The organism is Bradyrhizobium ottawaense, from assembly GCF_900099825.1.
In the GTDB taxonomy this organism is placed as follows: Bacteria; Pseudomonadota; Alphaproteobacteria; order Rhizobiales; family Xanthobacteraceae; genus Bradyrhizobium; species Bradyrhizobium ottawaense_A.
The window spans coordinates 5,461,630-5,474,687 of the sequence record NZ_LT629693.1; the positions used below are offsets into that span (position 1 = coordinate 5,461,630).

Genomic DNA, 13,058 nt, shown 5'->3' on the forward strand with positions numbered 1-13,058 from the left:
GTCGGACCCAAACGATTTCACCGTACGCAACGGCCGCGTTCGTCTTCGCCGCCATCGCGTCCACCGCTCCCCGCCCCAACGTCTGCGACGATGGCCTACGCCCCTCTGGTGGGACAGGATGGCGGGAGTTGTGGAGTTGATTTGCCCGACGGGGCAATCGGAATATTTTTGCGCGGAGGGCTGGACAGACTTTTGGTGATTTGCCCGTCGGGTTACTTTATCGCAGGTGTTGCATGAAGGTCGTGCTTGCGCGCGGGGGCGACTCAGGAGCCTCGCCTGGGGATCGGTTGCAGGCTAGCATGCGCGCCAACACGTCTCCCGGGAGGAAATCATGAAGTTGAGGATCGCCGCCACGTTGCTCGCGCTCGCTTTGTCGGCCGCCACCGCCGCCGCGCAACCGGCCAAGGGTCTCAAGGAGCAGATCGTCGGCACCTGGAATTTCGTGGTCGCCGAAGTCGCGGCGCCCGACGGCAAGAAGTCGTTTCCGTTCGGCGAGACGCCCAAGGGCATCTTGATCTTCACCGCCGACGGCCGCTTCGCGCAGATCCATGTCGCAGGCGACGTGCCCAAAATCGCCTCCAACAACCGCATGACCGGCACGCCGGAGGAATACGCCGCCATCATGCGGCGTAGCCTGTCGGTGTTCGGCACCTGGACCGTCGACGAGGCCAGCAAGACCGTCACCTACACCATCGTGTCGTCCTCATTCCCGAACTGGGAGGGCGAGGCGCAGACCCGCAATATCGACAAATTGACCGACGACGAGTTCGTCAACACCAACCCGAACGTTGGCGGCGGGCGCGGGAGTGCGAGCAATTTTTATCGGCGGATGAAGTAGGGGCTGTTGGGTAGCTCGTAGGATGGGTTGAGCGAAGCGAAACCCATCGCGACAACGCGATCTGCGATGGGTTTCGCAAGGGCTCAACCCATCCTACGCGCTACATGCTCAAACAAAGAGCTAAAGCGCGATCGCGATTCAACCCATCTCATCACGCTTTAGCGCAGCGTAGCCAACCAATCGTCCAGCATCCTACGTGCTGTCACAAGCGGTGTCGGAAGCGATCGCCCTCTAACGGTCGTGCAGCCAGGGCCGTTCTGGTCTTCCTTTTCCTTGAGGATACCGGCGGTAACAAGCGCAGCACGGTCATCCGGGCAAAACTCGGACGATTTTCGATCTAACTCCTCGAGGCTAAGGGAAGTTGTGAGCATGCACTCGCCCTTGCTGCGATAGCCTGTGGTCTGCACGATTGATTTGAGAATTAGCTTGTAAGCGCGCGTCGCCGTGATCTCGTGGTCCCAGGGGGATGGCAGCCACCGATTGCCAGCGACGATCCGTGCAGTGGAGACGACGCCGATGTGGTAGGAGGTTGCTTCGTCGCCAAAGCTCGTAGAAAACGCATAGCGCCAATTCCAGGCTTCGACCTTCAGATCGAACGGAACAAGAAGATACTTGAACGAGCGCGCGCTTCCTTCGCTAGCCGTTCGCTGGATGAACCGGTCTGCCACCTTGGTGACCTCGAATTGCGTGGGCGTTGCGCGCAATTCGGGTCCGAGCGGAAAGTCCAGAGCTTGCACAGAGACGGGTGCGACGAGCACGCGCTGAAGTGCGCAAACTAGCGGATTAACAAAGTCTGTTCGTTTCAAGTCCGACTGGATGTAAAGCACGACGTCCGCGGGCGCCACCACGCGCGGCTGTTCCTGCGCCAGCGCCACTGACGTTCCGGCGAGAAGAGGAAACAGTATCAGATAGTGCGATCCGTATTTCAAAGGTGTGGCCGCCAGCCTCACAATGGCTTGTTTTGTCACTTTATATCGATATCAAGTGGCTCGCGACCGGTAGGGGCAGAGACTCATAGGTTAGGTTAGCAAAGTATAACTGGCATCCTGAAGGCGGCGAACGACGGATCCGTCTCTGCCGCAAACAAAAAGACCGAGCGCTCTGGCCCGGTCTCTTGTTCGGTAGGAGCGTTGTAGTCTCACAGCACCCGATTACTCTCCTTCACCTTCTCCGCATCCAGATACACGCTCGATCCCATTTCCTTGAACTTCGCGCTCATCTGCGCCATGCCATCCTCGATCACGCCTGACACCGACATGCCGACGCCGCCACCGGCCACCGCGCGCTTGTCGGGATCGTTCAGCGTCGCGGCGTAGTCGCGGACGTCCTGGGTGATCTTCATCGAACAGAACTTTGGTCCGCACATCGAGCAGAAGTGCGCCACCTTGTGGGCTTCCTTCGGCAGCGTTTCGTCGTGATAGGCGCGGGCGGTTTCCGGATCGAGGCCGAGGTTGAACTGGTCCTCCCAACGGAAGTCGAAGCGCGCGCGTGACAAAGCGTCGTCGCGCAGTTGCGCGGCGGGGTGGCCCTTGCCGAGATCGGAGGCGTGGGCCGCGATCTTGTAGGTGATGACGCCGACCTTGACGTCGTCGCGGTTGGGCAATCCGAGATGCTCCTTCGGCGTCACGTAGCACAGCATCGCGCAGCCGAACCAGCCGATCATGGCGGCACCGATGCCCGAGGTGATGTGGTCGTAGCCCGGCGCGATGTCTGTCGTCAGCGGCCCGAGCGTGTAGAACGGCGCTTCGCCGCACTCCTTGAGCTGCTTGTCCATGTTGATCTTGATCTTGTGCAGCGGCACATGGCCGGGGCCTTCGATCATGACCTGGCAGCCCTTCTTCCAGGCGATCTGCGTCAGTTCGCCGAGCGTCTCCAGTTCGGCGAACTGCGCGCGGTCGTTGGCGTCGGCGATCGAGCCGGGACGCAGCCCGTCGCCGAGCGAGAACGAGACATCGTATTTGCGCATCAGGTCGCAGATTTCCTCGAAGTGGGTGTAGAGGAAGCTTTCCTTGTGATGCGCCAGGCACCACTTCGCCATGATCGAGCCGCCGCGCGAGACGATGCCGGTGACGCGGTTGGCGGTGAGGTGGATGTAGGGCAGGCGCACGCCGGCGTGGATGGTGAAGTAGTCGACGCCCTGTTCGCACTGCTCGATCAGCGTGTCCTTGTAGAGCTCCCAGGTCAGCTTGACCGGATCGCCTTCGCACTTCTCCAGCGCCTGATAAATGGGAACGGTGCCGATCGGGATCGGCGCGTTGCGCAGAATCCATTCCCGCGTCGTGTGGATGTTGCGGCCGGTCGAGAGGTCCATCACGGTGTCGGCGCCCCAGCGGATCGCCCACACCATCTTGTCAACCTCTTCCTCGACCGACGAGGTGACAGCGGAGTTGCCGATATTGGCGTTGATCTTGGTGAGGAAATTGCGGCCGATGATCATCGGCTCGAGTTCAGCATGGTTGATGTTGCAGGGGATGATGGCGCGGCCGCGCGCGATCTCGGAGCGAACGAATTCCGGTGTCACGAAGGCGGGGACGCTGGCGCCAAAGCTCTCGCCATCGGCGATCGCGGCTTCGGCGCGTTCGAGCTGCACCTTGCGGCCGAGGTTTTCGCGGGTCGCGACGTAGATCATTTCCTTGGTGATGATCCCGGCGCGGGCGAACTCGAGCTGGGTCATCATGTGATCGCCGGTGCCGCGCAGCGGCTTGTGATGCGCGGTGAAGGCTTTTGCGGCATGCGAGGCGCCGACATTGCCGTTGTCTTCCGGCTTGATGTCGCGTCCTTCGTACTCCTCGACGCCGCCACGCTCCTTGACCCATTCGATGCGCGCGCGCTTCAGGCCGGCGTTGACGTCGATGGTGACATCCGGATCGGTGTAGGGACCGGAGGTGTCGTAGACCGGCAGGTTCGGCTCGCCGGCGCCTTCGCTGAGGATGATCTCGCGCAAGGGTACGCGGACATCGGGCGCTTCATCCGGCGTCACCCAGATCTTGCGCGAGGCGGGCAGCGGTCCGGTGGTGACGGCGGGAAGCGTGGTGTCGGGGTTGGAGCGGATGTTCATGGCGTATCCTCCTTTATATTGTTGTCATTCCGGACGGGTCGCGAAGCGAGCCGATCCGGAATCTGGAAGTTTGAATCTCAGCTCGAGATTCCGGGTTCGCGCTGCGCGCGCCCCGGAATGACGCTGGTGGAAACATCATCACGCGGCCTCCGCGTTCTGGCCGAGCCATTGCCTCACCCGTGCATCGGGGTCGGCGTTTTGGGTGACGTCGCTGACGACAGCGATCGAGTCGGCGCCGGCGGCGAAAATCCCAGCGGCCTGTTCGAACTTGATGCCGCCGATCGCGACCAGCGGGATGTTGCCGATGCGCTTCTTCCACTCGGTGATCTTGGGAATGCCCTGCGGCACGAAGCGCATCGATTTCAGCGTGGTCGGGAAAATCGGACCCAGCGCGACATAATCGGGCGTGGCGCGCAGCGCGATCTCAAGCTCGTCGTCGTCATGGGTGGAAATGCCGAGCGTCAGTTTGGCGCTGCGAATTTCGGCGAGATCCGCTTCGACGAGGTCTTCCTGGCCGAGATGCAGATGCTGCGCGCCGGCGACGATGGCCGCGCGCCAGTAGTCGTTGACCACGAGTTTGGTCGGCGTGCCCTTGGTCACCGCCAGCGCGTCGCTGACGATCTGCAGCGCCTGCGAGTCGTTGAGGTCCTTGGCGCGCAACTGGATGGTGCCGACGCCAAGCTTGGTCAGCCGCGCCACCCAGGCGATGCTGTCGACGACAGGATAGAATTTATCAGGATACGCGCGGCGATCAGGATACGGCATGCCAGAACGGGGTCCCGATGACAGGGGTTGATGGGGAGGCGAAGTCGCGGGCTTCCATCAGCCCGGCTTCAAAGGCAGTTCGGCCGGCTTCCACGGCGAGGCGAAACGCGTTGGCCATCGCGATCGGGTCGGCGGCTTTTGCAATCGCGGTATTGAGCAGCACGGCGTCGTAGCCGAGTTCGAGCGCGTGGGCCGCATGCGACGGCGCGCCGAGGCCGGCGTCGACCACCAGCGTGATATCGGGCAGGCGATCGCGCAGCAGCTTTAGCGCGTCGCGGTTGATGATGCCTTTGGCACTTCCAATCGGGGCGGCCCAGGGCATCACCACCTTGCAGCCGGCGTCGACCAGCCGCATCGCAACGCCGAGGTCTTCGGTGCAATAGGGGAATACTTCAAAACCGTCCTTGATCAGGATCGCGGCGGCCTCGACCAGGCCGACCACGTCGGGCTGCAGCGTATCGTTGTCGGCGATCACTTCGAGCTTGATCCAGGGCGTGCCGAACAATTCGCGCGCCAGTTTTGCCGTGGTCACCGCCTCGCGCACGCTGCGGCAGCCGGCGGTGTTCGGCAGCACCGTCACATTAAGCTCGCGGATCAGCGACCAGAACGCATCGCCGGTCTTGCCACCGGCGGACTCGCGCCGCAGCGACACCGTGACGATGTTGGCGCCGGACGCCCGAATGGCGCCCTGCATGATCGCCGGCGAGGGATACAGCGCGCTGCCGATCAAGAGGCGGGAGGCAAAGGGTTTGCCGTAGAAGTTCAGCATGGGATCTCTCAATTTGTCGTCCCTGCGAAAGCAGGGACCCATACCGCGTGATCTATCGTGGGGCGCCGTGGTCGAGACCAGCCGTAACCACGCAAGCCGGTGGTTATGGGTCCCCGCGTTCGCGGGGACGACGTGTTGAGGGATTTCGGCGCAGTCATCCTTCACCCTCCCTGCCGCGGCGTGATGATCTCAATCTCGTCGCCGCTCTTCAGCGTGGTCTCGGCCCAGCGGCTTTTCGGCAGCACGTCGTAGTTCACAGCAATCGCAAAATGCGTGCCTTCGTATTCGAGCTCGCTGAGCAGCGCATCGACGCGCGAGGCTGATATCTCCCGCTGCTCGCCATTGACGGTTACACGCATCGCATCACCTCATTGTCGATCGCGCCGCGCTGAACATGCGCCAGCGTCAGCTCCGCCAGCGCCGGCGCCAGCAGGAAACCGTGGCGATAGAGCCCGTTCACGGCGATCTTTTTCTGCTCCACCGTGATCCGCGGCAGGTTGTCAGGGTAGGCCGGACGAAGCCCGGAGCCGAATTCGAGAATCCGGGCTTCGGCAAAGGCCGGGTGCACGGCATAGGCCGCGCCCAACAGTTCCAGCGCCGAGCGTACGCTGACGCCGGTGTCCTCGGCCTCGATCGAGGTCGCGCCCAGCATGAACTTGCCGTCGCCGCGCGGGATCACGTAGAGCGGCCAGCGCGGATGGATCAGCCGCACCGGGCGCGACAGTTCGACCTCTGATGTCTCGACGATGATCATCTCGCCCTTGACGCCGCGCAGCTCCTTCTGCGCGTCGCGCGCCGAAAGCCCGCGGCAATCGATCACGATTCCTTCGAGACCGTTGGCGTCAGCGTCGCTGTTGAACTTGATGGTGCCGCCGGCCGCGGTGATCCGGGCATGCAGTTCCGGCAGCACGCGGCGCGGCTCGACATGGCCTTCATCGGCATAGAACAACCCGTCGCGGAAGCGGCCTTCCAGAGACGGTTCGAGTTCGCGCAAACCCTGCGCGTCGAGCCTGACGTGGCCGGTGGTAAGTTTGGCAAAACGTTCGAAATCGGCGCGGTCGCGCGCATGCGCCACCACCAGCGAGCCGTTGAACGGGGTTTTGGGAAAATGCTCGCGCCAGAGGTCGAGCGAACGCAGGCCGAGCCTGACGATCACGGGCTCTGAGGCTTCGGCCTCGCACCAGGGCGCCAGCATGCCGCCGGCCCAGTGGCTGGTCGACAGCGTCATATCGGCGTCGCTGCGCTCGTATAACGTGACGGCGTGGCCGGCCTGCGCGAACAGCAAGGCTTGCCATGCGCCGGCAATGCCCGCGCCGATAATGGAAACGGGGGAATCCCCCCGCGACTTGGAACCCTGTAACATCCCTGTCCCTTCGCCGGCATGACCCGGATCAGGTTCAAAGGGTCACCGCGGTCTCGGCGCTCTACCTCTCGGCAGGGCTGACCCAAAGTTTGCGGTATCTCAGCTCCTCGTCGGAGCTCCCCTCGGAACAGGTCTAATGTAGGCCGATGGGGCGGGGTGTCAACGCGGCTTTGTGGCGTTTGCACCGCCGGAAGTGCTGGCAGGCATGCCGGCAGGCGGGCGTGGAACCCGCTCTTTCGCATCCGCGAGCTTCTTCGCAGCGGGCTTTGAATGACCCTTTGAATCAGGCTTGGGCTTCAGGAAGCTCGGGATCAGATCGATCGGCTTCAAAGCGGTTTTGGAAGCCGAAGCGGTTTTGGGCCTCGGAGCGCCGGTCGAAGTACGTTTGGGCGCCGCAACGGTGTTGGGCTTCGCGGCCTCGAGATCTGCGGCGGCTTCTTCGGGTTTTGCAGCTTGATCCGATTTGGCGACCTCGACAGGTGCGGCTGCGGCTTCCTTCGGCTCCGCAGCGACGTCGCTGGACGGCTCGGCATCCTTCGGCGGTGCGCTCGCGAGCACGGGCTCGGGATGCCTGGCGCGGTCCAGCCGCTGGCGCTTGGCAACCTCGTAATAGCCAGCGGCATATAAATGCACGGCGCGGTCGTGGTTGCTTTCGGCGGCGCGGTAGGCGCCGGCGAGGTATTTCACGCCGTAGGTCAGATTGGTTTCAGGATCGCGCAACCCTTCGGCGTCGCCCTGGTAGCCAAGGCCGCGCGCGGTCGCGAGCTTGATCTGCATCAGCCCGATGGTGCCGCCGCGCCCGATCAGGTCCGGGTGATATTTGCTCTCCCGGACGATCACCCGATGCACCAGCGCTTCCGGAACCTGGTTCGCGTGCGCGTGAACCGCGACCAGCCTTTCATAGGTCGCGCGATTCTGCGCTTTCGCGTCGGGCGAAAACAGCAGCGCCGCCGTGGCGGCGAGCCAGGCGATGACGGGCAAACGCTTCATGAAAAGGGTCTCGGGCGTGTCGGCGAGCGCTCATGATTTGGGGAACCAGTATTGCGGCCAGATGTGGCGAAAAGCGGACGGGATGACGCTTTGGGCCGCAAGGGTAAACCTCATCCTGAGGAGCCGCGTTGCGGCGTCTCGAAGGATGGTCGCGCGATCGGGGCCTCATGGTTCGAGACGCGCGAAGCCGCGCTCCTTACCATGAGGATCTAATATTTTTCGCATCGCGCCAACGCATGATTGTCGTGCAAATTACAAAATGCAGGTCTAGAATTCTTTTGGGCAGAGATCTCGGTTGCGACAGCAAATCTGTCTCATTCAAATCGAACTAAAATCTGCAAATCAAAAAATAGAATCTGAGGGAGATGCGCCATGATTGGATCAGGCTCCAGCTATCAGCCCCGCGGAAACCCCTGCGCGCAATGCGGCAAGCCGATCGAGCGGCCGGACTGGATTGAAAGCAGCCCGGGCCGGACGTCGTTCCTCTGGTTCTGCCGCGCCTGCGATTATCGCTTCGAGGCGATCGCGATCTACGACCATGCGGATCCCGACGCGCTCGCGGCATAACAGCTTCCCGCTGTTTGGTGCTGCTTGATTTGACGCGTTCTCTTCACGCGAACCGCAATCCCCTTCGCTTGAAAGCGCTATGTCAAGCCGCTGAACGCTCGATCTGCTGATGCACCGGCAGCTGGATGCGAACCACCAGCCCGTGCGGCTGGCGGTCGTGCAGCGACAGCGTGCCGCCATGGGCGAGCGCGATGGCGTTGGCGATCGATAGACCAAGGCCGAAGCCCGAGGTCTCGTCCATGTTGCGGGCGTCGTCGCCGCGCACGAACGGTTCTAGCACGTTGCTCTTCTGCGCATCCGAAATGCCGGGGCCGTCATCCTCGACATCGATGGTCACTTGGTCAGGCGAGGTGCGAAGGCGGATGGTCGCTTCGGCACCGAACCGCACGGCATTTTCGACCAGATTGGTGACGCTGCGGAGCAGGTCGTCCGGCCGGACAGTCGCCATCGCGTGCGGCGGGCCGTCATAGCTCACCTTGCGGCCCATGTCGCCGAACTGGTCGGTGACGAGCTGCAGCGTCGAGGCGATATCGACCAGCGTCATCGCCTCGAGCGTGCGGTCGTTGCGCAGGAACGACAGCACGGATTCCAGCATCGAGCGCATCTGGTCGAGATCGCCGAGCATACGGCTGCGATGGGTCTCGTCCTCGATGAATTCCGAGCGCAGCCGCATCCGCGTGATCGGCGTGCGCAGGTCGTGGCTGATCGCGGCCAGCATCCTGGTGCGGTCGTCGATCAGGCCGGTGATGCGCTCGCGCATGCGGTTGAGCGCCTTCGCCACCGAACGGATTTCTTCCGGCCCGCGTTCGGGCAGCGGTGCGGCGGCGCCGTTGAGGCTGAAACTTTCGGCGGCCCTGGCAAACGACGACAGCGGCGCGGTCAATGCGCGCGCGGCCCACAGCCCGAGCAGGGTGACGCTGATCACGGCAAACAACAGCGTCGTCATCCAGGGGCCCAGGAACGGTGGACGCCGCGGCTCCGGCAGGATGTTGGTCGATATCATCGCGCCGTCCGGCAGCGCGATGCCGAGTCTGCGGGCCGCGCCATCGGGCGGCAGCGCGAAGATGCGATAGCCGCTGCCGAGGCGCCGGTGCAGGCTGCGCAGATTGATGCCGTCGGGCTCGGCTGCCGCAGGCGCCGGTCCCGGCGCGATGCTCGCGATGCCGAGCAGCGGGAAGGCGCGCGCGATATCGCCGATCAGCCGCGGCCGATCCGGCGCGGGCGCAGCACGGAGCAACTGCGCGGCCGCGGCGAGCTGCGCGTGGCCGCGGTCGAACGACGGATCCGGCTGATCCGGCCGGTGGATCAGAAAACTCGCCGTGATGATCAGATGCAGCGTGACGACCGAGGCCACAACCAGTGCTGCGATCTGGCCGCTGACGCCGCGCAGGTTGAGGAAACCGAAAAACTTCATGACGCGCATTTCATGGCGCACAACTGGGGTCAGTTGCCGGCGGCTAAAATCGGTTCAACCCTTGGTGTGAACATGTAGCCGCCGGACCGCACCGTCTTGATCATGGTGGGTTCGAGCGGATCGGGCTCGATCTTGCGGCGGATGCGGCTCACCAGCACGTCGATCGACCGCTCGAACGAGCCGGCGTTGCGGCCTTGCGTGAGGTCGAGCAGGCTGTCGCGCGACAGCACGCGGCCGGGCCGCTCGCACAGGGTCCGCAGCAGGTCGAATTCGGCGCTGGTCATCGCGACGCGGGCGCCTTCGGGATCGCGCAGTTCGCGCAAGCGGAGGTCGATGCGAAAACCGGCAAAGCCGAGCGCGGTGGCGCCCTCGGTGGCGCTGGCGGTTTGGGCGGCGGCCTGCCGGCGCAGCACCGCGTTGATGCGGGCCAGCAGTTCGCGCGGGTTGAAGGGCTTTGCCAGATAGTCGTCGGCGCCCATCTCCAGGCCGAGGATGCGGTCGACGTCCTCGCCGCGCGCGGTCAGCATGATGATCGGCGTCTGCGACTCCGCGCGTACCTTGCGGCACAGGGTGATGCCGTCCTCGCCGGGCAGCATGACGTCGAGGATCAGGAGATCGACGCGATGGTCGGTCATCGCGCGCGCCATTTCGCGGCCGTCGGTCGCGGTGGTGACGTTGCAGGCGTTGGTGCGCAGGTATTTCGCGATCAGCGTTCGCGTTTCGCGGTCGTCTTCCACGACAAGGATGTTGGGCGCGGGCTGGGCCATACCGATCCTTTTGTCGGTGATTCGGGGCAATGCGCGAAGGATTTTTGTTTCCGGATGTTTCCGGATTCCTCCGGGCAATACAGGGCAACAGCTAACGAGCCGCGGAAAAGGTCTCGTTAAGACCGTTAATCCTACGGTCGGGGCGTCGAATACGAACCTTCTTCCCTGGAGCTATCATGACCTCGATCTCGGCGGCCTCTGCCAGCACCTACCAGTCGCCCCTGCAGAAGTTGCAGGATGAGTTGCAGTCCCAAGTCACCTCCGGCGCCATCTCCTCGACCGACCAGGCCGCGCTGTCGTCGGCGCTGACCGACATCGATTCGCAGGTCCAGTCCAGCCGCTCCAGCGACCCGTCCAGCGGCGGCAAGCCCGGCGATATCAAGTCCAAGATCGACGATCTCATCAGCAGCGAGGTCTCCTCGGGCAAGCTGACCAGCGACCAGGCCACCGAACTGCAGGGCGTCTTCAAGGCCGCCTTCGCCAATGGTTCCGGCGGCGGTGCTTCGGGCGCCGGCGGTCCGGACGGAGCAGGAGGCCCGGGCGGCGCCGGTGGCGCACATCACGGACATCACGGCGGCGGATCGAAGTCCGGCGACGCCTCGTCCTCGGATTCGTCGAGCTCGTCGAGCACCGGATCGGCCAGCGATCTGCTGCAGCAATTCCTGCAATCGCTGCAGGACGCGGCGAGCAGCTCGTCGACGTCCTATAGCTCGACCGGCAGTACCAGCACATCGAGCAGCACCGGTTCGTCCCTGTCGGCGCTGCTGATCGACTACCAGAGCTGACTTCTTTTTGACGCGGCGACGCGCGACCCTCGATCGTGTCAGACAACCATCCTCCCCGAAAGGGAAGGATGGTTGTTGTATTTTGGAGCGTTTTCTTTTGGCGCTGGAACCGGCCGCCAGCTGCCACGTTAATCCCTCTATTCATGAATGGAGGGTGCGATGGCAATCGAGGTCATGACCAGGCCGCATCAGTTGATCGCGAGCGACCGGGTCGAAGGCACCGTGGTACGGCGGCCGAACGGCGACAAGATCGGCCACATCGAGCGGCTGATGATCGACAAGGTTTCCGGCAAAGTATCCTACGCCGTGCTGAGCTTCGGTGGCTTCCTCGGCATCGGAACCAATCTGCTTCCGTTGCCCTGGGGCCGGCTCTGCTACAGCACAAAATCCGAGGCCTATGAACTGGACATCGAGGACGAGGAACTGAAGCGTGCGCCGTCGTTCGGCGCCGACAAGGATTTCGACTGGGGCGACCGTGCGCAGGAAGCGGAGCTGCATCGCTATTACGGCATGCCGCCTTACTGGGGTGGCTTTTGACCGCAGGGTTCTCTTGTAAATTGGCGGAACACTTGCCGCGTTGACGGGTTTTCCCGGTATCGATTTTCGAACTGAGGAGAACCTAAAATGTTAGCCAAATATACCATCGCAGCCCTTGCCGGCTCCGCCATGCTTGCCGGTGCCGCGTTCGCGCAGACGCCTGCCGCGACCACTACCGACAGCGCCGGCGCGGCGCCTGCGTCCGCTACATCTTCGTCGCTCCAGGGTGACTGGCGTGCGTCCAAGATCGCCGGCCTGAGCGTCTACAATGACAACAACGAGAGCGTCGGCTCGATCAACGACCTGCTCACCGACAAGAGCGGTAACATCAAGGCGGTCGTGATCGGCGTCGGCGGCTTCCTCGGCGTCGGCGAACATCTCGTCGCCGTACCGTTCGACAAGGTGAAGTTCGTCACCGAGCCGGTGGCCTATACCGGTGCGGCCAACGCGCCGGGCGCATCCGGGGCCGCCAGGACGTCTTCGACCATGCCGCCTTCTTCGACCACGACGACGGGCGCTGCGACCACCGCGCCGGCGGCGACCGCGAAGCCCAATCCCTGGTATCCGGACCACGCCGTGTACAACGCGACCAAGGATGAGTTGAAGGCGATGCCGGAGTTCAAGTATTCGACCAACTAGGCATCCGGGCTCTCGCCCATGTGAGTGACATCAAGCGGTCGGACGGCATTGCCGCCCGGCCGTTTTGATTCATGTTTGCGGGAGTTCTTGCGAGTTCTTGGGGGAGGGGCCGGCTCGGCCAAGCCATGGTGCAGCGCATCCTATCTGCCGGCATATCCCGATGCTACGCTTACGTTGCGGCAGGAGCACCTGCGTCCTGCCTGAAACCAACGGGAGGACGACATGGCTGAGAGCGTCTACAAGGTTATCGAACTGATCGGTACCAGCAAGGACTCCTGGGAAAAGGCCGCCACCGCGGCCGTTGCCAGGGCCGGAAAATCGTTGCGCGATCTTCGTGTCGCCGAGGTTGTGACGCTCGATCTGCAGCTGGACGCCAAGGGCAAGGTCGAAGCCTACCGCGCCAAGCTGAAAGTCTCGTTCAAGTTTGAGGGCTGATGGTTACGGCTGACGGATCATGCAGAAGTCCTATGTCCGGCGGACCAGCACTGCACTTTAATTGATGCATCAAAAGAAACGCGCCCGGCTTTGCCAGGCGCGTTTTTGTTTTTGTAGGTGGGCAAAGGCGC

15 protein-coding genes and 1 riboswitch are annotated in these 13,058 nt (G+C 63.2%); of the genes, 6 read left to right on the forward strand and 9 right to left on the reverse strand.

The window, feature by feature from the left end; genetic code table 11:
- The first annotated feature begins 331 nt into the window (after nucleotides 1-331).
- Nucleotides 332-838, forward strand: coding sequence for a lipocalin-like domain-containing protein (locus tag BLR13_RS25475; RefSeq protein WP_074818179.1), 507 nt, complete (start codon nucleotides 332-334; stop codon nucleotides 836-838).
- 158 nt (nucleotides 839-996) lie between these two features.
- Here BLR13_RS25475 and BLR13_RS25480 read toward each other — a convergent pair whose 3' ends face one another.
- The 7 genes from BLR13_RS25480 to BLR13_RS42615 all read right to left on the reverse strand — a co-directional run bounded on the left by BLR13_RS25480 (nucleotide 997) and on the right by BLR13_RS42615 (nucleotide 7,783).
- On the reverse strand, nucleotides 997-1,806 hold the full coding sequence (locus BLR13_RS25480) for a hypothetical protein (protein WP_091976739.1): 810 nt from the start codon (nucleotides 1,804-1,806) through the stop codon (nucleotides 997-999).
- Nucleotides 1,807-1,976: 170 nt separating this feature from the next.
- Complete coding sequence (thiC, locus tag BLR13_RS25485) at nucleotides 1,977-3,896, reverse strand: phosphomethylpyrimidine synthase ThiC (RefSeq protein ID WP_074818176.1); 1,920 nt, start codon at nucleotides 3,894-3,896, stop codon at nucleotides 1,977-1,979.
- Nucleotides 3,897-4,034: 138 nt separating this feature from the next.
- Nucleotides 4,035-4,661, reverse strand: a complete 627-nt coding sequence (locus BLR13_RS25490; RefSeq protein ID WP_074818174.1) for a thiamine phosphate synthase — start codon at nucleotides 4,659-4,661, stop codon at nucleotides 4,035-4,037.
- A complete protein-coding gene (locus BLR13_RS25495) occupies nucleotides 4,648-5,430 on the reverse strand; it encodes a thiazole synthase (protein ID WP_074818173.1) in 783 nt (260 codons plus the stop codon). Before BLR13_RS25495 ends, BLR13_RS25490 begins: the two co-directional genes overlap by 14 nt.
- Nucleotides 5,431-5,591: 161 nt before the next feature.
- Nucleotides 5,592-5,789 (reverse strand): sulfur carrier protein ThiS, encoded by a 198-nt coding sequence (gene thiS / locus BLR13_RS25500; RefSeq protein ID WP_074818170.1) that lies wholly within the window; start codon nucleotides 5,787-5,789, stop codon nucleotides 5,592-5,594.
- On the reverse strand, nucleotides 5,780-6,793 hold the full coding sequence (locus BLR13_RS25505; RefSeq protein WP_074818167.1) for an FAD-dependent oxidoreductase: 1,014 nt from the start codon (nucleotides 6,791-6,793) through the stop codon (nucleotides 5,780-5,782). Before BLR13_RS25505 ends, thiS begins: the two co-directional genes overlap by 10 nt.
- Nucleotides 6,781-6,926: riboswitch (TPP riboswitch) on the reverse strand. (Overlaps the previous gene by 13 nt.)
- A gap of 26 nt (nucleotides 6,927-6,952) precedes the next feature.
- Nucleotides 6,953-7,783 carry a lytic transglycosylase domain-containing protein gene (locus tag BLR13_RS42615; protein WP_079585943.1) on the reverse strand — a complete coding sequence of 277 codons (831 nt, stop codon included), beginning with the start codon at nucleotides 7,781-7,783 and terminating at the stop codon, nucleotides 6,953-6,955.
- Between the two features lie 372 nt (nucleotides 7,784-8,155).
- On the opposite strand from BLR13_RS42615, the gene BLR13_RS25515 reads away from it, so the two are divergent.
- Nucleotides 8,156-8,350, forward strand: coding sequence for a hypothetical protein (locus BLR13_RS25515; protein WP_074818166.1), 195 nt, complete (start codon nucleotides 8,156-8,158; stop codon nucleotides 8,348-8,350).
- 82 nt (nucleotides 8,351-8,432) lie between these two features.
- Here the strand turns inward: BLR13_RS25515 and BLR13_RS25520 are convergent, their stop codons facing one another.
- Both BLR13_RS25520 and BLR13_RS25525 read right to left on the reverse strand, forming a co-directional pair.
- A complete protein-coding gene (locus BLR13_RS25520; protein WP_074831117.1) occupies nucleotides 8,433-9,764 on the reverse strand; it encodes an ATP-binding protein in 1,332 nt (443 codons plus the stop codon).
- Nucleotides 9,765-9,793: 29 nt separating this feature from the next.
- Nucleotides 9,794-10,531 carry a response regulator gene (locus tag BLR13_RS25525; protein ID WP_074818163.1) on the reverse strand — a complete coding sequence of 246 codons (738 nt, stop codon included), beginning with the start codon at nucleotides 10,529-10,531 and terminating at the stop codon, nucleotides 9,794-9,796.
- Between the two features lie 176 nt (nucleotides 10,532-10,707).
- Between BLR13_RS25525 and BLR13_RS25530 the strand changes: the two genes are divergently transcribed.
- The 4 genes from BLR13_RS25530 to BLR13_RS25545 all read left to right on the forward strand — a co-directional run bounded on the left by BLR13_RS25530 (nucleotide 10,708) and on the right by BLR13_RS25545 (nucleotide 12,927).
- Complete coding sequence (locus tag BLR13_RS25530) at nucleotides 10,708-11,316, forward strand: hypothetical protein (protein WP_074818160.1); 609 nt, start codon at nucleotides 10,708-10,710, stop codon at nucleotides 11,314-11,316.
- Nucleotides 11,317-11,475: 159 nt separating this feature from the next.
- Nucleotides 11,476-11,853: a PRC-barrel domain-containing protein gene (locus tag BLR13_RS25535; RefSeq protein ID WP_074818158.1), complete on the forward strand. Its 378-nt coding sequence runs from the start codon at nucleotides 11,476-11,478 to the stop codon at nucleotides 11,851-11,853.
- A gap of 87 nt (nucleotides 11,854-11,940) precedes the next feature.
- Nucleotides 11,941-12,492, forward strand: a complete 552-nt coding sequence (locus tag BLR13_RS25540) for a PRC-barrel domain-containing protein (protein ID WP_074818156.1) — start codon at nucleotides 11,941-11,943, stop codon at nucleotides 12,490-12,492.
- A 222-nt stretch (nucleotides 12,493-12,714) separates the two neighbouring features.
- Nucleotides 12,715-12,927, forward strand: coding sequence for a dodecin family protein (locus tag BLR13_RS25545; protein WP_074818153.1), 213 nt, complete (start codon nucleotides 12,715-12,717; stop codon nucleotides 12,925-12,927).
- The last annotated feature ends 131 nt before the right edge of the window (nucleotides 12,928-13,058 follow it).